The following is a 19,206-nucleotide window of genomic DNA, read 5'->3' on the forward strand; positions in this document are numbered from 1 at the left end:
TTCCGAGGTTGGTTGCGACACTACGTCGGGGCGGGGGCGCCCCGGAAGGGGCGCCCCCGCCTCACTCAGGGGGACCCGGCGGCCGTGCGCACCGCCCGGTGGGTCAGGACGCGGGCCAGGTGGCGGCGGTAGTCGGGCTGGGCGTGCAGGTCGGCGGGCGGGGAGGTGCCGTCCGCGGCCTGCTCGCACGCCTGCCGCACCTGGTCGCCGAGCTCGACGCCCGGCAACGCGGCCTCCGTCGCGCGGGCGCGCACCGGCGTCGGGCCCATGTTCGTCAGCGCGATCCTTGCCTCGGCGATCGCGCCGTCGGAACGCCGGACCGCGGCCGCCACGCCGACGATCGCCCACGACTGCGCGGTCCGGTGGAACTTCTCGTAGTGGAAGCCCCAGCCCGCGCCCAGCTTCGGCAGCTTCACCCCGACCAGGATCTCCCCGGCCCGCAGCGACGTCTCCAGGTAGTCGACGAAGAACTCGGCGGCCGGGATCTCCCGCTCGCCCGCCGCCGACCCGGCCACGATCACGCCGTCCAGCGCCAGCACCACGGCGGGCAGGTCACCCGCCGGATCGGCGTGGGCCAGCGAGCCGCCGAACGTCCCCCGGTGCCTGATCGCCGGGTCGGCCACCCTGGCCGTGGCCAGCGCCACCAGCGGGACGCCGTCGTTCACCACCGGGGAGCGCATCACCTCGTCGTGCGTGGCCAGCGCGCCGATGAAGACGTGGTCGCCCCGGTCGTGCACGCCGTTCAGGCCGGGCAGGCGGCCGATGTCCACCAGCTTGGACGGGTAGGCCAGCCGCAGCCGCAGCAGCGGGAGCAACGACTGCCCGCCGGCCAGGACCTTGGCGTCCTCGTCGGAGGCGAGCTCCGCGCAGGCCGCCGCCAGCGAGTCGGGACGCATGTAGTCGAACGGTGCGGGGATCATCGCCGCGCTCCTTCCAGCGCTCGCCAGACACGCTCGGGCGTGCACGGCATCCGGACGTCGTCGATGCCGTACGGCCGCAGCGCGTCCACGATCGCGTTCACCACCGCCGGGGTCGAGGCGATCGTGCCGGCCTCGCCGACGCCCTTGACGCCCAGCGGGTTGCCGGTCGCCGGGGTCTCGGTCCGGTCCGTCGTGAACGAGGGCAGGTCCGCCGCCGACGGCAGCAGGTAGTCGGCCATGGTCGTGGTCAGCAGGTTGCCGTCGGGGTCGTAGACGGCCTCCTCGTACAGCGCCTGCGCCACGCCCTGCGCGATGCCGCCGTGCACCTGGCCCTCGACGATCAGCGGGTTGACCACCTTGCCGACGTCGTCCACGGCCACGTACGAGCGGATGCGGCTCATGCCCGTCTCGGTGTCCACCTCCATCGCGCACAGGTGCGTGCCGTGCGGGAAGGAGTAGTTGTCCGGGTCGAACGTGGCGTCGGAGTCGAGCCGCGCCTCCACGCCGTCGGGCAGGTCGTGCGCCTGGAAGGCGGCGTAGGCCAGCTCCTGGATCGTCCTGCTCGACCCGGTGCCGCGCACCTTGAACGCGCCGCCGCCGAACTCCAGGTCGTCCGGCGAGCATTCGAGCATGTGGGCGGCCAGCTTCCTGGCCTTCTCCCTGACCTTCTCGCACGCCTGGAGCACGGCGATGCCGCCCACGACCAGCGAGCGCGAGCCGTAGGTGTCCATGCCCTTGTGCGCGACGGCCGTGTCGCCGTGCAGCACGCGCACGTCCTCGAACGGCACGCCCAGCGCGTCGGCCACGATCTGGCTCCACGCCGTCACGTGCCCCTGGCCGTGCGGGGACGTGCCGGTGATGACCTCGACCTTGCCGGTCGGCAGCATGCGCACCGAGCCGTGCTCCCAGCCGCCCGCCCCGAACCTCGCCGCCCCGAGCAGCCTCGACGGCGCCAGCCCGCACATCTCCGTGTACGTGCTGACCCCGATCCCGAGCTGCACCGGATCGCCCCGGTCCCGCCGGTCGGCCTGTTCGGCCCGCAGCTTGTCGTAGCCGAACAGCGACAGCGCCTTCTCCGTGGCCGCCTCGTAGTTGCCCGAGTCGTAGGTCAGCCCCGAGATCGTCGTGTACGGGAACTCCTCGTGCCTGATCCAGTTGCGCCTGCGCACCTCCAGCGGGTCCAGGCCCAGCTCGGCGGCGAGCTCGTCCATCGTCCGCTCGATGCCGAACGTGGCCTCCGGACGGCCCGCGCCCCGGTAGGCGTCCGTGGGCATCTTGGTGGTGAACACGCCCCGGCAACCGAACTCGTACGCGTCCATCTTGTAGATCGCGTTGAACATGGACGCCCCGAGCAGCGGCACCCCCGGCGTCACCAGCATCAGGTACGCGCCCATGTCCGCCAGCAGCTCCACCCGGAGCCCCCGGATACGCCCGTCGGCGTCGGCGGCGAGCCGGATGCGCTGGAGCTGGTCGCGGCCGTGGTGCACGGTCAGGTTGCCCTCGGAGCGGGACTCCGTCCACTTGACCGGCCTGCCCAGCCTGCGCGCCATCAGCAGGCAGAGCACCTCCTCCGCGGTGACCTGCAACTTCGAGCCGAACCCGCCGCCCACGTCGGGCGCGACCACCCGCAGGTCGTGCTCAGGGATGCCGGTCACGACGGCCAGCATCACCCGCAGGATGTGCGGGATCTGGGTGGAGGTCCACATCGTGAACGAGTCGCCGTCGGTGTCCACGAGCACCGCCCGCGGTTCCATCGCCGTCGGGATGAGCCGCTGCTGCACGTACGTCCGGTCGACGACGACCGCGGCGCCGTCGAACGCCGCCTCGACGTCACCCGAGGTGATCTTCATGGAGAACGCCTGGTTGCCCGCCTCGTGCACCTTCGGGCTGTCCGGCGACAGCGCCTCGGTCATGTCGAGCACCGCGGGCAGCGGCTCGTAGTCGACCTCGATGGCCTCCAGCGCGTCGGCCGCCCGGTACCGGTCGGTCGCGACCACGCAGGCCACGGCCTCGCCGACGTACCGGACCTCGGAGGTCGCCATCGGCGGATGGTCGGGGATGACGACGTCGTCGGTCACCGGCCACGCGCACGGCAGGCTGCCCTGCTCGCCGGCGAAGTCCTGGCCGCTGAACGCGGCCACCACGCCGGGCAGGCCGCGGGCCGCCGACACGTCCACCCGGGTGATCCGGGCGTGGGCCATCGGGCTGCGCAGGAACATCACGTGCAGCGTGCCGGGCCGGGACAGGTTGTCCGTCCAGCGCGTGCGCCCCGTCAGCAGCCTGGCGTCCTCCTTCCGCCTGCGCGGCCGGCCCACCTCGTGGACGGCGTCCTGCCCGGTGACGGCCTCGGGGCTCGGCTCGCTCACTGCGTCCTCACCGCCTGCCCCATCTCCTGCGCGCCGCGCTTCACCGCGCGCACGATGTTGCAGTAGCCCGTGCAGCGGCACAGGTTGCCCTCCAGCCCGTGCCTGATCGACTCCTCCGACGGCTCCGGGTCCTCCCGTACCAGGTCGATCGCGGCCATGACCATGCCGGGGGTGCAGTAGCCGCACTGCAGCGCGTGCTCTTCGTGGAAGGCCCGCTGCATCGGGTGCATCGACCCGTTCGCGCCCAGGCCCTCGATGGTGACGACGTCGCCGCCGTCGGCCTGGACGGCGAGCACCGAGCAGCTCTTGACGCTCTTGCCGTCGAGCAGGACCGTGCACGCGCCGCAGTTGCTGGTGTCGCAGCCGACCGGGGTGCCGGTCCTGCCGAGCCGCTCACGTAGTAGATGGACGAGGAGGAGCCGCGGCTCGACGTCCTCCTCGTACTTGATCCCGTCGACGGTGACGGTGATTCGGGGCATACGTCCTCCCTCAGGAGCAGGGGGAAAGGCGGACACACCCGAAACTACGCCGGTGTTTTTCCCGGTCAAGGGTTACTTGCCGCGGACCACCCGCGCGATGATCGCCACCACCCCCGCGAAGGCCAGCCCCACGACCGTCACCCCGACCAGGATCAGCGCGTCCCTGAGCTCGCGGGTCACGACGAGAATGCCCAGCACCACGAACAACGTGCCGCTCAGCAGGGCCATCCAGTCGGTCCGGTGCAGCCGCCGGACGCGCTCGACGTCACGCGCCACGCCGCACCTCCATGTCGCCGAGGCCGCCACGCAGGTTCAGCACGATCGTGAACTCCTCGTCCGCGGCCCTGATCTCGGGCTCCAGCACCTTGTCGAACTTGATGTCGACGCCGCCCCTGATCGACTGGTCGACCTTGATGTCGCCGACCTTGTTCGACGCGTGCACCTCGACCCTGGCCGTCGGCGGCACGATCACCGTCAGCTCGCCCACGGAGACCCTGGCGTCGAACGTCAGGCTCGTGCCCGGCAGCGCCTTCAGCTCCGTCAGGTCCAGCCGTCCCTCGCCGACGCCGACGTCGTAGACCCTGCCCGCTTCCGAGGGCTTGGTCAGGTACCAGGTGGAGTCGCCGACGTTGCGCGGCAGACCGCCCAGCATCAGGCCCACGCCGATCAGCAGCGCGACCGTGGTGCCCGCCGCGACGAGACCGGCTCCGCGGCCCCACCAGGCGGCGATGAGCAGCCCGGCGCCGATGGTGATGAGCACGGCGCCGCCGACGATGGTCGGGCTCACGCCTGCGGCCGACCTGGCCTGGACCGCCACGACGATCCCTCCCACTATGATCGCGAGCAAGATGGTGATGACCCCGATGAACGACTTGGGGCGTCGTTGCCGTGGCGCCGGGCTGTGCGCCTGGCCGGGGGCCGGGCGGCCGTACAGTGCGGGGTCGTAGGGCGAGTAGCCGGCCTGCCGCCTGGCCGGGTCGAGCGGGCGGTAGGGGCCCTTCGGGGCGAAGGGCTCGCCGTAGCCGCTGTAGTCGATCGCGGTTCTGGGCTGGGGGCGGTAGCCGGGCGGCTCCTGCCGCGACGCCGCCTGCGGCCGCGGGGCCTCGACCCGGGTCTTCGGGGACTCCGCCCGGGGGGCGTCCGTTCGGGGGGCATCTGTTCGGGGGGCATCTGTTTCGGGGGCCTCGGCCTGGCGGGTGGCGTCCGCTCGGGGGGCGTCCGTCTTGGGGGTTTCCGCCTGGCGGGTGGCGTCCTGCGGGAGCTCGTGCGCCGCCGTCACGGCCCCGGCGGCCTCCATCGCCTGCGCGGCCTCGATCTTCGACATCTCGGCCCGCTCTTCCTCGGCGGAGGGCGTCTCGGGCTTGTCCGTACGGGGAGCCTCGGGCTGCCGTCCGGCCGACATCGCCCGCAGTCGCGCGGCGACGGCCTCGGCGTGGGCGGCGGCCGTCGTCCTGGGGGCTGCCGTCCTGGGGGCGGGCGCGGGGGACTCGGGATGGGCCGTCGCGGTGTCGCCCAGGCCGGACCAGCCGGGTTCGGCGGGACGCACCGGCGGGGTCGCGGGCGGCGCGTAGGGCGGCGCGGGCGACTCCGCGTCGGGGGAGCGCCGGCGACCGAGCCGCTCGGGCATCGAGCGGGCCAGCGCCAGCAGGTCGACGCCGCTGGAGTGGGCCGCGAGCAGCGAGACGGCCAGCAGCACGCCGACCACCAGCGTGCCGGTGTCGAGCCACACGGTCGCGAGGTTGAGCGCGAGACCGAACCCGAGCACCGCCGTCAGCAGCGCCATCACGGTCTCGGCGTCGAAGTCGCGACGGGTCCACTGCTCGATGATCCCCGGCCCGCCGTTGGGCTCCTTCATCAGCAGGAACGCCGCGATGTACAGGAAGATCCCGATGCCCGAGCCGAGCAGGAGCACGGCGAACGCCACGCGGAACACCACGGGGTCGATGCCGGTGTGCCGCCCGAGACCGGCGCAGACGCCCATGAGGAAGCGCCCTTCGCTGCTGCGTCGCAGCTCCCGGGGCGGGGCGGCGGGTTGCCTGGGCGGAGCTTCTGTCATGGAACCATCGTGGACCGTCGGGCGGGGTGACCGCATCCGGGAGACCCCTGACTCGACCCTGGGGGTTGTTCCCTGATGCCCGAAGTGCCCGCGACATGTGACGATGGCGATGTTATGGCAGACCAGAAGACACTTGCCGAGCCCACCGGCGATCGACCCTATCGCCGGATGCTCCGCCCCATGGAGGGCCGCCTGCTCGGCGGCGTGGCCCAGGGGCTGGCGGCGCAGCTCTCCCTCGATCCCGTCGTGATCAGGCTGATGTTCGTGCTGCTCAGCGTCGTGGACGGGGTCGGCATGGTGGCCTACGCCGTGCTGTGGATGATCACTCCGCGTGAGCCGTACGAGGGGCAGCCGCCGCAGCGCGACTGGAGTCAGCTCGCCGCCTTCAGCGCGATCGGCGTGGCGCTGGCCGCGTTCGGCTGGCTGACCGGGGCCTCGAAGGGCGGGATCGGCATGTTGCCGTTCGCCGTCGGCGGCATCGGCGCGCTCATCCTCTGGCAGCAGGCCGACCCCGAACGCCGCAAGAACTGGGTCAGCGGCGCGACCAAGAGCATCCGCACCAACCGGGTGCGCACGCTGCTCGGCGTGACGCTGGTCGTCATCGGCGCGGCCGGCTTCCTGTACGCCCAGGGCGAACTGGCCAAGGCCAGGCCCGGCCTGATGTTCACGGTCGTCGTGGTCGGCGGCATCGCGGTCATCGCGACGCCCTGGCTGGCCGGCCTGTGGAAGGAGCTCCAGCTCGAACGCCGCGAGCGCATCCGGCAGGAGGAGCGCGCCGAGGTGGCCGCCATGGTGCACGACTCGGTGCTGCACACGCTCACCCTCATCCAGCGCGTCTCGAACGACCCCCGCGAGGTCACCAGGCTGGCCCGCTCCCAGGAACGCGAGCTGCGCAACTGGCTCTACCAGCCCGCCCAGGACGCCGACGCCACCGTGGCCGCCGCCGTACGCAGGATCGCGGCCGAGGAGGAGGACTCGCACGGCGTGCCCATCGAGGTCGTCTGCGTCGGCGACCTCGACCTCGACCCGCAGGGCAAGCTGGCGGCGATGCTCAAGGCGTCCAGGCAGGCGATGGTCAACGCGGCCAAATATTCTGAGAGCCCGGCCATCTCCGTCTACGCGGAGGTGGAGGGCTTGGAGGTGACCATCTTCGTGAAGGACCGCGGAAAGGGCTTCGACCTTGAGGCGGTACCCCTCGACAGAATGGGCATCAGGGAGTCCATCATCGGGAGAATGGAACGTCACGGCGGCACGGCCAGGGTCCGCACCGAGCCCGGCGAGGGCACGGAAGTGATGCTGACGATGAAGGTGGACAAGCAATGACACGCGTGTTGATCGTCGACGACCACCGGCTGTTCAGATCCGGCGTACGCGCGGAGCTGGGCGACTCGATCGAGGTCGTGGGCGAGGCGGAGGACGTCGAGACGGCGGTCAAGGCCATCGCCGAGCACCAGCCCGACGTGGTCCTGCTCGACGTGCACATGCCCGGCGGCGGCGGCCAGGAGGTGCTGCGCCGCGTCCTCAGCACCGGCTCGCAGGTCCGCTTCCTCGCGCTGTCGGTCTCCGACGCCGCCGAGGACGTCATCGGCGTCATCAGGGGCGGCGCCCGCGGCTACGTGACCAAGAACATCAGCGGCAAGGAGCTCACCGACGCCATCCGCCGGGTGGCCGACGGCGACGCGGTCTTCTCGCCGCGGCTGGCCGGGTTCGTCCTCGACGCCTTCGCCTCGTCCGAGGCGCCGTCGATCGATCCCGAGCTCGACTCGCTCACCCAGCGCGAACGCGAGGTGCTGCGGCTGATCGCCCGCGGTTACGCGTACAAGGAGATCGCCAAGGAGCTGTTCATCTCGGTCAAGACCGTGGAGACCCACGTCTCGTCGGTGCTGCGCAAGCTCCAGCTCTCCAACCGGCACGAGCTGTCCCGCTGGGCCACCGCGCGCCGCCTGGTCTGACCCTGCTTTCTGGACCGTTACAAGGTCGTTACGGCCATTCGTAGACGAATCGCCCGTCTCAGTAGTCACACATGGAAGGAGAAGCACATAATCCAGGAGTAATCCCCTTGAATCGCGTCCCCCGGTTGCTTGCCATGGTCGCACTGCTGTCGGCTGCGGCCTGTTCAGCAGAAGGCGTACCAGCCCCGCAGGTCCCGCAGGCCCGGACGACCGCCTCCGTGGGCGCCGCCGCGGCTGCTCACGTCGCGGCTCCGGCCAAGAAGGTCAAGCTCGACATCGCCGACATCACTCCCATGGGGGAGACGTCGGAGAAGGTCGGCGTCGGTTTCCCGATCATCGTCACGTTCGACCGGGACGTGAAGGACAAGGCCGCCGTCGAGGCGCTGCTGGAGGTCCAAGCCGACAAACCGGTCGACGGCGCCTGGCGCTGGGTGTCGGCCCGCAAGGTCATCTACCGGACGAAGACGTACTGGAAGCCGCACCAGAAGGTGCTGTTCACCGCGCGCCTCAGCCAGCTCCCCGGCAACAAGGCCGAGGACGTCACCCGCCGCTTCGCCGTCGGCAACGCGAACATCTCGGTCGTGGACACCCGCAAGCACCAGATGAAGGTCTACCGGGACGGCAAGATCGCCAAGAAGATCGCGATCAGCGCCGGCCGCGGCGGCCTGCTGCGCAACGGCGTGGACGTCTACCTCACCACCAGCGGCGTGCACCTCACGATGGGCAAGAAGTCCGTCGAGACGATGACGTCGTCCTGGATGGGGGTGACCGACCCCAAGGACCCGCGCTACTACAAGGAGGAGATCCCCTGGGCGGTGCGCATCTCCGACAGCGGCGAGTACGTCCACCAGAGCGCCGGCTACTACCAGTACCTCGGCCGCTCCAACCAGAGCCACGGCTGCGTGCGCGCCACCCCCGAGGGCGCCAAGTGGTTCTACGGCATCGCCCAGCGCGGTGACGTCGTCAAGATCACTGGGACCAAGCGCAAGCTCGACTGGCGCAACGGCTGGAGCTACTGGCAGCTCAACTGGACCCAGTGGAAGCAGGGCAGCGCCCTCAAGTCCTGACCGTGACCCTGTCGGCAGGGCTCCCACCCAGGGCCCTGACCACGACCTTGTCGGCAGGGCTCCCACCCAGGAGCCCTGCCACCCTGCGGCCCCCGGCCCGGGGCATGTCGTCAGGAGCCCGGCCGTCGAAGGCCGGGCGCCCGCTGACCAGGGGTCAGAGCTTCTCCAGGGGCGCGTACGCCAGCAGCAGCGTCTTCTCCCCGTCGCCACCGAAGTCGATCTTGACCTTGGTCTTCTCCGCCACCCCGTCCACGGCCACCACCGTGCCGAGCCCCCACTTGTCGTGCGTCACTCGATCGCCCACCGCCAGCGACGGCACCTGACGCGACCCGCCGCCCTTGGGCGCCGGCCGCGGGGTCGGCTCCCGCCGCGTCGCCGCGCTCCAGGCCGACTTCTCCGGGTCGGTACGCCAGTCGATGAGCTGCCCCGGCACCTCGTTCACGAACCGCGAGGCCGGGTTGAACGACGGCGACCCCCACGAGCTGCGCACCGCCGCCCGCGTGAGGTAGAGCCGCTTCTGCGCCCGGGTGATGCCGACGTAGGCCAGCCGCCGCTCCTCCTCCAGCTCCTTCGGCTCGCCCAGCGACCGGACGTGCGGGAACACGCCGTCCTCCATCGCCGTCAGGAAGACGACAGGGAACTCCAGCCCCTTGGCCGTGTGCAGGGTCATCAGCGTGACGACCCCCTGCCCGCCCTCGGCGTCGGGGATCTGGTCGGCGTCGGCCACCAGCGACACCTGCTCCAGGAACTCCACCAGCGTGCCCTCGGGATTGGCCTCCTCGAACTCCGAGGCCACCGAGACGAGCTCGTTGAGGTTCTCCAGGCGGGACTCGTCCTGAGGGTCTTCGGACGCCTCCAGCTCGGCGCGGTAGCCGGTGGCCACGAGGATCTCCTCGGCCAGCGTGGACGGCGGCACGCCCTCGGCCTTGGCGATCAGCTCCTCCAGCATCGCCACGAACTCGCGCACCGCGTTGAGCGAGCGCGTCGCCATTCCGTACGCCTCGTCGGCCCGGCGCAGCGCGTCCCAGAACGAGATGCGCTCGCGCGAGGACAGCGCCTCGATCATCGCCTCGGCCCGCTCGCCGATGCCGCGCTTGGGCACGTTGAGGATGCGCCGCATCGACACCACGTCGGCCGGGTTGGCCAGCACCCGCAGGTAGGCCAGCAGGTCCTTGACCTCCTTGCGCTCGTAGAAGCGCACGCCCCCGACCACCTTGTACGGCAGCCCGGTGCGGATGAAGATCTCCTCGAACACGCGGGAGGCGGCGTTGGTCCGGTAGAACACCGCGACCTCGCTGGGCTTGACGCCCTCCTCGTCGCTGAGCCGGTCGACCTCCTGGGCCACGAACATGGCCTCGTCGTGCTCGTTGTCGGCGACGTAGCCCACGATCTTGGGACCGTCGCCCTGGTCGGACCAGAGGTTCTTCGGCTTGCGCCCCTCGTTGCGCGCGATCACCGCGTTGGCCGCGGCCAGGATGTTCTGGGTGGAGCGGTAGTTCTGCTCCAGCAGGATCGTGCGGGCGTCGGGGTAGTCGCGCTCGAACTCCAGGATGTTGCGGATCGTCGCGCCGCGGAAGGCGTAGATCGACTGGTCGGCGTCGCCCACCACGCACAGCTCGGACATGTCGCCGCCCGAGCGCACCACGTCGCCGTCGGCGGTGCGCAGCTCGGGATGGCCCACCAGCTCGCGGATCAGGATGTACTGGGCGTGGTTGGTGTCCTGGTACTCGTCGACCAGCACGTGCCTGAACCGCATCCGGTAGTGCTCGGCCACCTCGGGGAAGAGCTGGAACAACGTCACCGTGTTCATGATGATGTCGTCGAAGTCCATCGCGCCGGCCTCGGTCAGCTTGAGCTGATAGGCCTTGTACGCCTGCGCGAGCGTCTTCTCCAGGTGCGAGCCCGCCCTGTCCAGCGCGGTCTCGTAGTCGACCAGCTCGTTCTTGAAGTTGCTGACCTGCGCCGAGAACGAACGCGGCGGGTAGCGCTTCGGGTCGAGCTCCATCTCCCTGCAGACCATCGCCATCAGCCGCTGCGAGTCGGCCTGGTCGTAGATCGAGAAACTCGACGGGAAGCCCAGCCGCTTGGCCTCGCGCCGCAGGATGCGCATGCAGGCGCTGTGGAACGTCATCACCCACATCGCCTTGGAGCGCGGGCCGACGAGCTTGTCGATGCGCTCCTTCATCTCGCGGGCGGCCTTGTTGGTGAAGGTGATGGCCAGGATCTCGCCCGGATGCGCGTTGCGCTCGGCCAGCAGGTAGGCGATGCGGTGGGTGAGCACCCGCGTCTTCCCCGACCCCGCCCCCGCCACGATGAGCAGCGGGCTGCCATGATGGATCACGGCCTCGCGCTGCTGGGGGTTGAGGCCGTCGAGCAAGGGGTGGTCAACAGAGACTTGGGTCGGCACCCACCTAGGTTAAGACGAGCCACCGACAAACGGCGCCCGGAATGCCTCCGACGGGGTGCCGGTTGTCCTCCGTACAGGGTCCAGGAAGGGGAGCCATGCTGCCGGAATCCGAGATCAACCGGGTACTTGTCGTCACCGCCCATCCCGACGACGTCGACTTCGGATCGGCGGGGAGCGTGGCGCTGTTCGTGGATCGGGGCGTGGAGGTCACGTACCTCCTGGTCACCGACGGTGACGCCGGCGGCAACGAGCGCACCCTGGACAACTCGGGAATGGCCGAGCTCCGCAGGACCGAGCAGCTCGCCGCCGCCAAGGCGGTCGGCGTGACGGACGTACGCTTCCTCGGCTACTCCGACGGCCGGGTCGTGCCCTCGCTCGACCTCCGGCGCGACATCGCCAGGGTGATCCGCCAGGTACGTCCGGACCTGGTCATCACCCACCACCCCGACCGCAACTACCAGTTCGTCGCCCCCAGCCACCCCGACCACCGGGCCGTGGGCGGCGCGGCCCTCGACGCGGTCTACCCCGACGCCCGCAACCCCTATGCCTTCCCCGAGCTGCTGCGCGACGAGGGCCTGGAGGCGTGGACGGTCAGGGAGGTCTGGCTGAACGGCGGCCAGACCCCCAACCACTGGGTCGACGTCACCGAGGTGATGGACCGCAAGCTCGCGGCCTTGCAGTCGCACGTCAGCCAGGTCGCCCACGTCGAGGGCTTCGCCGATTTCGTCCGCGGCCGCTTCGCCGCCTGGGCCGAGCAGGCCGGCTTCGGCGAGGGCCACTACGCGGAGGGTTTCCAGGTCGTGCCCACGGCCTGACCTGGACGTTCCTCCTTCGGCTCAGGGGATGGAGCCCGGCGGCGCCACCCAGAGCGCGGGCTGCCCGGTGACCTCGGAGATGATGTCGAAGTCCCGGTCGTAGTGCAGGATCGTCGCCTGGTGCACCTCGGCGCAGGCGGCGATCAGCAGATCATTCAGCCCGACCGCCTGGTGGTGCGACCTGCCGGCGAGCATCGCCTGCACCTCCAGGGCCCTGCCGCCGACCTTTCTGTGCGTGATGGACAGGAGGCGGAAGCCCTCCCGCAGGTGGCGGGCGTCCTTCTCGTAGCCCTTGGGGTCACGGGCGCTGTGGAGCACCTCCAGTTGCGTGACCTCGCAGACGGCGAGCGTCCTGTCGAGCATGAGCGCTTCGAGGGCCTGATGGACCGCCGGATGCGGCATGCGGGCCAGGGCGCTCTTGTCGATGAGGTAGACCACTCCGGTGGTCACCACGCATGCTTCAGGAGCTCTGGGTCCAGGAGATCCGTATTGTCCCGTGTACGCCAGTATTCGAAGGCCTCGCGTCGCTTGGCCCTCTGGGCGACCTCCTCCAGGGCGGCGTTCACCGTCTCCTTCATGGTCGATGTCCCCAGTTCGTGCTGGGCCAGCTCCAGAAGCCTCTTGTCGATGTCGATCACAGTACGCATACACCACCACCTCCGTACCTCCACCGGACGAATCTCTGATCCTGATGTGCGGCGTCTGGGGAGCCCGTCGGAGCTCCCGCGATGCGCGTCTCGGGTGAAGGTAGAGCCATCGGGGCGAGTCAAGTGGACCGTTCCAAAGGAAGTGGAAGGATCCTCAGCTTCGGAGGTGGAATCCTCATCCCGGCCTGGCACAAGTCTCTACCCGGCCGGAACCGATCATCCGGTTTCAGTGCTTTGCTGAGATCCTCGCGAAGAGGTAGCCGAGGGAGTTGGTCGCCAGATGCAGCATCGACGGCGCGAGCAGTCCGCCGCGGCGCCGGAGCTCGCAGAAGAGCACCCCCGCCGCCGCCGTGGACAGCACGCTGCCCGCCACCACCCGCGCGACGTCGAGGTGGGCGGGCGACTCGCCCGCGGTCAGCGCCCCGAGCGCCGGGTTCGCGCGGGCCATGTCGATCGCCGGGAGGATGTGCCAGAGGCCGAACAGGGCCGAGGAGACCGCCGTGGCGGCGACCGCGCCGTGCCGTCTGGCCAGCATGGCGTGCAGCGCGCCGCGGAACCCGACCTCCTCCAGCAGGACCGTGCCCAGAGGGACCTGGACCAGGGCCTCCTCCAGGGCGCGGGCGCGCGAGAGCGACAGGGCGCGCTCGTCGCGGAAGAGCGGCCGGGTGCGGGGTACGGCGATGCCCACGGTGTAGACGGCGGCCACGGCCGTCGCCAGCGCGCCGCCGACGGCCGCGCCCCTGGGGGCCTGTTCGAACCCGAGTTCCCGCCAGGAGGCGCCGCTCCGGCGTGCCATGGCCACGAGCGCGGCGGTGGCGGCGACGGACGTCAGCGGGGCGAGCCTTGGGGCGATCTTGTTGTTGAGGACGTTGGCGGCGGTGAGGACGGCGATCGAGCGCAACAGCACCCTTGCAGGCTACGTCGCGCCACAGGACCCCGGCGTCGCACCGTCCGGCGGGGAAGCGCCGGGGGATGGCGGGGCGGGCTGTCCGGCGGGAACCCGTCCGGCGATGCGGGGCGTCGGTCGGTGGGGGAGGTGTCAGGAGGCGGCGGAGTTGCGCCAGCCTGCGGGGAAGCGGGTGCGGCGGCGTTCCTGCGGGGTGAGGCCGCCCCATATGCCTTCCGTCTCGCCCTCGCGTAAGGCGTAGGCGCGGCACTCGTTCACGACCGGGCAGCGGGCGCAGACCGCCTTCGCCCGGGCCTCCTGCAGCGGCGAGGGGGCGAGGGGGAAGAAGAGGTCAGGGTCGCTGGACCTGCACGCGCCTTTACGCAGCCAGCCGATCTCCTCCAGTGGCATGACTCCACCGTAGAGCCAGGTCATGATCAGACGCATCATCCTCTGGGCTGACCCACGGGTACATCCTCAGGAGACGCCCGAGCCCGTCCTCAGCAGCCGCCGACGCCGCCTTCGTAGCCGTCGGCGAAGGCGGACTGGCGTTGCTCGGCGGTGCCGTGGGCGGCGGGGTTCAGCCAGTCGTCCGTGGGGTCGCCGGCGGCCTCCAGGCTGGTCAGGAGCTCGTCCTCGTCACCGGGCTGGGCCTGCAGAGAGCCCGAGCGGACCAGGGCCGACAGCGTCCCGCCGGCGTAGCAGTCGGCCTGGAGCTCGGCCTGGACGTTCAGCTCGAAACCGGTCCTGAGCTGGGCCTGGACGGCGTGCCCGAACTCGTGGGGAATGATCACGTACACCGAGCCGTCGCCCATGTCGTTCCACAGGGACTCCATCCACGACCGGTCGAAGGCGATGTAGTGGCCCTCGGGGCAGTAGAAGGCGTTGTTCGGCACGGACGGCTCGCCCCCGCACGAAGGACCGGAACTCCCGGAGTAAGGGATGAAGGCGGCGATAGGCCGATAAGTCATCCCCTGCTGGTCGAAGAACTCCGCCCAGAACGACTCGGTGAGCGTACGCGCGGTCCGCAGGTCGTCCTCGAAGGTGTCGGCCCCCTGGACGTCCCGGGACGCGGGCCGGGTGTCGCCGCAGGCGGCGAGCAGCAGGACGAGGGCCAGGACGAGGAAACGGGCGCGCACGAGGTTCACACGTCCCAAGTGTGCACCGGATCGTTGGCGTGCATGCGGTTGATGTAGTCCAACGTCATCGCGCGTAGCGCCTCGTGCCGGTCGCCGCCCTGCGCGCGCACCCGTTCGACCTGCCAGGTCGCGCCCGTACGGCCGGTCAGGCAGCGTCCCTCGATGATGCCGAGCAGCCGGTCGGCCACCGGCGTGTGCACGCCCCACTCGGCCAGGCCCGCGCGCGCCATGGGCAGCAGCCGGCGCAGGATCAGCTCGGCCGCCGGCACCTCGCCCAGCCCCGGCCAGTAGAGCCGGGCGTCCAGGCCATGCCGGGCCGCGGCGGCGAGGTTGTCCTCGGCGGTGCGGAAGGACATCTGGCTCCAGATCGGGCGCTCGGCCGACGGGAGCACGCGCATCAGCCCGTAGTAGAACGCGGCGTTCGCGGCGATGTCGGCCACCGTGGGGCCGGCGGGCAGGACGCGGTTCTCCACGCGCAGGTGCGGCACGCCGTCCACGACCGCGTAGACGGGCCGGTTCCAGCGGTAGATGGTGCCGTTGTGCAGGGTCAGCTCGTGCAGGTGGGGGATGCGTCCCTGCGCCAGTTCGGCGCGCGGGTCCTCCTCCTCGCACAGGGGGAGCAGCGCCGGATAGTAGCTGACGTTCTCCTCGAACAGGTCGAAGACGCTGGTGATCCAGCGCTCCCCGAACCACACCCGCGGCCGCACACCCTGCGTCTTCAGCTCGGCCGGACGGGTGTCGGTGGCCTGCTCGAACAGCGCGATCCTGGTCTCGCGGTGCAGCTCCTTGCCGAACAGGTAGGGGGAGTTGGCCGCGACCGCGACCTGGGGGCCCGCGATGACCTGGGCGGCGTTCCAGTGCGGCGCGAACGCCTCCGGACTGACCTGGAGGTGGAGCTGCACGCTCGTGCACGCGGCCTCGGGCGCGACGCTGTCGGCGTGGGTGTCGAGGCGTTCCACGCCCTCGATGCACAGGTGCAGGTCCTCGCCGCGGGCGGCGAAGATCTGCTCGTTGAGCAGGCGGTAGCGGGGGTTGGCCGACAGGGTTCCCTCGCTGATGTCCTGCTCGCGCAGCGTGGGCAGGATGCCGACCAGCATCAGGTGCCCGTCCTGGGAGCGGGCGCGCTCCTCGGCGTGGTTGAGCCGCCTCCGTACGTCCTCCTCCAGGTGCAGCGGGCCGTCGCCGGTCAGCTCCCGGGGCTCGACGTTGATCTCGATGTTGAACTGGCCCAGCTCGGTGGCCCAGTCCGGCTGCTCGATCGCGGCCAGCACCTGGGCGTTGCGCATGGCGGCCTCGCCCTGGGCGTCCACGATGTTGAGCTCGATCTCCAGGCCCGCGCGGGGGCGTTCGAACTCGAAGCGGGACTCGCGCAACATCTGGGCGAAGACGTCGAGACATCGACGCACCTTTTCCCGATATTTCCGGCGATCGTCCCGGCTGAACACGACGACTGGTACGTCCCTGCCCATACCAGGAAATGTCGCACGGCTGGGCCGACATGACCAGCGGAAGATCGGCCCGGCCTCCCCGCGGGCCGGGCGTCATGAAGATCATCGTCAGGGCGCGCGGCCCTCGCGGGAGGCCCGTAGGGTGCGGGGATGCGCGTATTGATTACCGGTGGGGCGGGCTACATCGGCAGCACGATCGGGTCGGCGTGCCTCGACGCCGGCATCGAGCCCGTGATCCTCGACAACCTCGTGACGGGCCGCAGGGAGTTCGCCGACGGACGCATCTTCTACGAGGGCGACGTCGGCGACGGCGCCCTCGTCGACAAGATCTTCGCCGAGCACCCCGACATCGAGGCCGTCGTCCACTGCGCCGCCCTGATCGTCGTGCCCGACTCCGTCGCCGACCCGGTCGGCTACTACCGCGCGAACGTCGCCAAGAGCCTGGAGTTCACCGACCACCTGCTGCGCAACGGCTGCGAGCGGATGGTCTTCAGCTCGTCCGCGTCGATCTACCGCGCCGGCGAGGACCACACCGTCGACGAGGACTCGCCGCTCGCCCCGCAGAGCCCGTACGCGCGGACCAAGGCGGTCTGCGAGGCCATGTTCGCCGACATCGCCGCCACCCGCCCGATCCGCATCCTGTCCCTGCGCTACTTCAACCCGATCGGCGCCGACCCGGCCATGCGCACGGGCCTGCAACTGCGCCGTCCCAGCCACGCCCTGGGCAAGATGATCGAGGCGTACGAGGAGGGCGGGCCGTTCCGGATCACCGGCACCGGCTACCCGACGAGCGACGGCACGGGCATCCGCGACTACGTGCACGTCTGGGACCTGGCCGCCGCGCACGTGGAGGCGCTGCGCCGGTTCGACTCCCTGGACGCCGACGTGATCAATCTCGGCACCGGCGCCGGCACGACGGTCCGGGAGCTGGCCGAGGCGTTCAACCGGGTGGTCGACCGGCCGATCGACGTGGTCGAGGCGCCCGCCCGGCCCGGTGACGTGGCGGGGGCGTACACGCGCAGCGACCGGGCCCGCCGGCTGCTCGGCTGGGAGGCCCGGTTCACGGTCGAGGAGGGCATCAGGCACTCGCTGGAGTGGGCGTCCCTGCGCGACTCCCGCCTGACCTGACCTGCCCGCCGGTCGGCCCCGAAGGTGGCCTGCGCGGCGAGTTCACGGGGGTCGAACGTGCAGGTGAGGCCGCTCGTCAGGCTGTGCGGGGCCTTGAACCCGGTCACGCCCTCCGGAGCGACGGCGTGGCCGCCAGGGCGGCGGCCACGCCGGTGAAAGCTCGGCGGTCTACTTGCTCAGACCGAGCGAGCTGGTGGAACCTTCGGGGATGTCCTCGAAGGCGGTGAGGAGCTCCGCCTTCGTGGCCTCGTTGGCTTCTTCGGAGGAGATCACGTCGTCCTCCGAGGGCGCCTTGATCGTGATCTTCGCGCCCCAGCCGGTGAACCGGGTCTCGACGGCGGTTCGCGTCCAGTCCCTGCCACTGCCGGCTCCGGTATCGGTGTCGAGCCGGGTCGGCAGGCCCGCGGAGTCGAGACCGAGCAGGTAGGAGAACGGCCCGCTGCCTCCGGAGCCGAGCGCCCCGGCCTCCTTGGCCGTGAGCGAGCCGCGGTGCAGCCCGCCCTTGACGCTCTTGGCATGGGCCACCAGCGATCGCAGCACCTTGGGCTTGAAGACGTCGACGCCCTCCAACGAGACGAGGGGCTCGCCCTCGAACTCCATGAACGCCCACGTCTTGCCCATGGGCAGCCGGTCGAGCAGCAGCGGCGACTGGACGTAGAAGCGTCCGCCGACGCTGACGATGCGCATCCAGTCGGTGGAGGCGGCATCCTTGCCCGTGTTCCTGACCATGAGGTCGGAGGCGACTATGCCCGACTTGCCGAACTCCACGGACCCGGTGATCCGGGTGGTCTCCCGAAGGCTGGGTCTGTCCGACGTCGTGCGCATCGTCTCGGAGATCGTCACGCCGTGGCCGGGGACGAACTGCCGCTTCAGTGCCGTGCCCGGGTCCGCGGCCGCCTGTGCGGGGACGGCCGGGAGGAGCGCCGCGGCCGTCACCGCGGCCGCGAGCATTCGTTTCATGAACTTCCTAGGGAAAAAGGGACCCTGCAGGGCTATCTGACGTCGCCCAGCGAGTTGAGCGAGCCGTCCGGGATGTCCTGCGGGACCGTGCTGTCGTCGCCGAGCTCGGAGACGTCGGCGACCTCGTCGGCCGGCGGGGCCTTGACCTTGACCTTGGCGCCCCAGCCGGTGAAGCGGGTCTCGGTCGTGCTGTGGTTGGCGCCGAGGATGCCGTAGTCGAGGGTCCAGTCGCTGACGACCCTGGTGACCAGGCCCTGGGAGTTCAGGGCGAGCAGGTAGGAGACCTCGACCTTGGCGACCTTCTTGTCGACGGGCTGGCCGTAGATCTTGCCGAGCTCCTTGACCGTGAGCGAGCCGCGGTAGATGCCGCCCTTGGTGCTCTTGGCGTGGGAGACGAGGGCCTTCAGCACCTTGGGCTCGAAGACGTCGAGCATCTGGTTGGAGTTGCTGATCCTGATGCCGGTGTCGGGGTAGCGGACCCACTTCTTGCCCTCGGGCAGGCCCTCGCTGTAAAGACCGCCCTGCGCGTATACGTGCTTGCCCACAGTGATCATCCGGGACGGCATCAGCGACGCGAACACGTCGGAGTTCTTGCCGGCGCTGTGATTCCTCACGTCCGAGGCGACGATTCCGCCCTTGCCGAACTCGAAAACGCCGGTCGTCTTCGTGGCGCCGGTGCTCTTGCCGTCCAGCGAGGAGCGGGACGTCTCGGTGAACCGCACGCCGTGCCCGGCGACGTACTGCTTCTTCAGCGCCTTCGCCGGGTCCACGGGCGCGGCCTGGGCCGGGGTCGCGGTGACCAGCGCCGCCGCGGAGGCCAGGGCCAGGCCCGCGATAATTCGCTTCATCCGATTCCTTCAGATCAAGAATGAGGGGAGCAGGAATCCTGCCAATTGAAGATCACGACCATATATCGAGAGACACCGCATAAGGCAG

The 19,206-nt window shown here is 70.5% G+C and carries 19 protein-coding genes; 5 read left to right on the forward strand and 14 right to left on the reverse strand.

Annotation, left to right across the window (positions count from 1 at the left end):
- Nucleotides 1–65 precede the first annotated feature (65 nt).
- The 5 genes from ACWCSU_RS00655 to ACWCSU_RS00675 all read right to left on the reverse strand — a co-directional run bounded on the left by ACWCSU_RS00655 (nt 66) and on the right by ACWCSU_RS00675 (nt 5,821).
- On the reverse strand, nt 66–920 hold the full coding sequence (locus tag ACWCSU_RS00655; RefSeq protein WP_449932614.1) for an FAD binding domain-containing protein: 855 nt from the start codon (nt 918–920) through the stop codon (nt 66–68).
- A complete protein-coding gene (locus ACWCSU_RS00660; RefSeq protein ID WP_357707807.1) occupies nt 917–3,286 on the reverse strand; it encodes a xanthine dehydrogenase family protein molybdopterin-binding subunit in 2,370 nt (789 codons plus the stop codon). The genes ACWCSU_RS00655 and ACWCSU_RS00660 overlap by 4 nt, the downstream gene beginning before the upstream one ends.
- Nucleotides 3,283–3,765 (reverse strand): (2Fe-2S)-binding protein, encoded by a 483-nt coding sequence (locus ACWCSU_RS00665; protein ID WP_357707806.1) that lies wholly within the window; start codon nt 3,763–3,765, stop codon nt 3,283–3,285. The genes ACWCSU_RS00660 and ACWCSU_RS00665 overlap by 4 nt, the downstream gene beginning before the upstream one ends.
- A 72-nt stretch (nt 3,766–3,837) precedes the next feature.
- Nucleotides 3,838–4,041, reverse strand: a complete 204-nt coding sequence (locus tag ACWCSU_RS00670; protein ID WP_357707804.1) for a hypothetical protein — start codon at nt 4,039–4,041, stop codon at nt 3,838–3,840.
- Nucleotides 4,031–5,821, reverse strand: a complete 1,791-nt coding sequence (locus tag ACWCSU_RS00675) for a PspC domain-containing protein (RefSeq protein WP_449932618.1) — start codon at nt 5,819–5,821, stop codon at nt 4,031–4,033. The genes ACWCSU_RS00670 and ACWCSU_RS00675 overlap by 11 nt, the downstream gene beginning before the upstream one ends.
- A 114-nt stretch (nt 5,822–5,935) precedes the next feature.
- Between ACWCSU_RS00675 and ACWCSU_RS00680 the strand changes: the two genes are divergently transcribed.
- The 3 genes from ACWCSU_RS00680 to ACWCSU_RS00690 all read left to right on the forward strand — a co-directional run bounded on the left by ACWCSU_RS00680 (nt 5,936) and on the right by ACWCSU_RS00690 (nt 8,840).
- Complete coding sequence (locus ACWCSU_RS00680) at nt 5,936–7,144, forward strand: ATP-binding protein (protein WP_357707801.1); 1,209 nt, start codon at nt 5,936–5,938, stop codon at nt 7,142–7,144.
- Nucleotides 7,141–7,773: a response regulator transcription factor gene (locus tag ACWCSU_RS00685; RefSeq protein WP_352323887.1), complete on the forward strand. Its 633-nt coding sequence runs from the start codon at nt 7,141–7,143 to the stop codon at nt 7,771–7,773. The genes ACWCSU_RS00680 and ACWCSU_RS00685 overlap by 4 nt, the downstream gene beginning before the upstream one ends.
- 107 nt (nt 7,774–7,880) lie before the next feature.
- Nucleotides 7,881–8,840, forward strand: a complete 960-nt coding sequence (locus ACWCSU_RS00690) for a L,D-transpeptidase (RefSeq protein ID WP_449932620.1) — start codon at nt 7,881–7,883, stop codon at nt 8,838–8,840.
- 154 nt (nt 8,841–8,994) lie between these two features.
- Here the strand turns inward: ACWCSU_RS00690 and pcrA are convergent, their stop codons facing one another.
- Complete coding sequence (gene pcrA, locus ACWCSU_RS00695) at nt 8,995–11,247, reverse strand: DNA helicase PcrA (protein ID WP_449932622.1); 2,253 nt, start codon at nt 11,245–11,247, stop codon at nt 8,995–8,997.
- Nucleotides 11,248–11,342: 95 nt separating this feature from the next.
- Here pcrA and ACWCSU_RS00700 point away from each other — a divergent pair, with 95 nt between their 5' ends.
- A complete protein-coding gene (locus tag ACWCSU_RS00700; RefSeq protein WP_357707799.1) occupies nt 11,343–12,062 on the forward strand; it encodes a PIG-L deacetylase family protein in 720 nt (239 codons plus the stop codon).
- A 21-nt stretch (nt 12,063–12,083) separates the two neighbouring features.
- Here the strand turns inward: ACWCSU_RS00700 and ACWCSU_RS00705 are convergent, their stop codons facing one another.
- The 6 genes from ACWCSU_RS00705 to ACWCSU_RS00730 form a co-directional block, all read right to left on the reverse strand.
- The gene (locus tag ACWCSU_RS00705; RefSeq protein WP_357707798.1) at nt 12,084–12,512 is read right to left on the reverse strand and encodes a PIN domain-containing protein; all 429 of its coding nucleotides are present in this window, start codon (nt 12,510–12,512) and stop codon (nt 12,084–12,086) included.
- Nucleotides 12,509–12,709 (reverse strand): type II toxin-antitoxin system VapB family antitoxin, encoded by a 201-nt coding sequence (locus ACWCSU_RS00710; RefSeq protein ID WP_357707796.1) that lies wholly within the window; start codon nt 12,707–12,709, stop codon nt 12,509–12,511. Before ACWCSU_RS00710 ends, ACWCSU_RS00705 begins: the two co-directional genes overlap by 4 nt.
- 226 nt (nt 12,710–12,935) lie before the next feature.
- Nucleotides 12,936–13,616, reverse strand: coding sequence for a CPBP family intramembrane glutamic endopeptidase (locus tag ACWCSU_RS00715; RefSeq protein WP_357707794.1), 681 nt, complete (start codon nt 13,614–13,616; stop codon nt 12,936–12,938).
- Nucleotides 13,617–13,748: 132 nt separating this feature from the next.
- The gene (locus tag ACWCSU_RS00720; RefSeq protein ID WP_357707793.1) at nt 13,749–14,006 is read right to left on the reverse strand and encodes a WhiB family transcriptional regulator; all 258 of its coding nucleotides are present in this window, start codon (nt 14,004–14,006) and stop codon (nt 13,749–13,751) included.
- Between the two features lie 89 nt (nt 14,007–14,095).
- A complete protein-coding gene (locus ACWCSU_RS00725; RefSeq protein ID WP_449932628.1) occupies nt 14,096–14,743 on the reverse strand; it encodes a neutral zinc metallopeptidase in 648 nt (215 codons plus the stop codon).
- The gene (locus tag ACWCSU_RS00730) at nt 14,740–16,140 is read right to left on the reverse strand and encodes a glutamate--cysteine ligase (protein WP_364086013.1); all 1,401 of its coding nucleotides are present in this window, start codon (nt 16,138–16,140) and stop codon (nt 14,740–14,742) included. The genes ACWCSU_RS00725 and ACWCSU_RS00730 overlap by 4 nt, the downstream gene beginning before the upstream one ends.
- A gap of 192 nt (nt 16,141–16,332) precedes the next feature.
- On the opposite strand from ACWCSU_RS00730, the gene galE reads away from it, so the two are divergent.
- Nucleotides 16,333–17,310 (forward strand): UDP-glucose 4-epimerase GalE, encoded by a 978-nt coding sequence (galE, locus tag ACWCSU_RS00735; RefSeq protein ID WP_449932630.1) that lies wholly within the window; start codon nt 16,333–16,335, stop codon nt 17,308–17,310.
- A 168-nt stretch (nt 17,311–17,478) separates the two neighbouring features.
- Here the strand turns inward: galE and ACWCSU_RS00740 are convergent, their stop codons facing one another.
- Nucleotides 17,479–18,270, reverse strand: coding sequence for a hypothetical protein (locus ACWCSU_RS00740; RefSeq protein ID WP_449932632.1), 792 nt, complete (start codon nt 18,268–18,270; stop codon nt 17,479–17,481).
- 32 nt (nt 18,271–18,302) lie between these two features.
- A complete protein-coding gene (locus ACWCSU_RS00745; RefSeq protein WP_449932634.1) occupies nt 18,303–19,118 on the reverse strand; it encodes a hypothetical protein in 816 nt (271 codons plus the stop codon).
- Nucleotides 19,119–19,206: the final 88 nt, after the last annotated feature.

The sequence above is a fragment of the Nonomuraea sp. NPDC001699 genome (assembly GCF_053596455.1).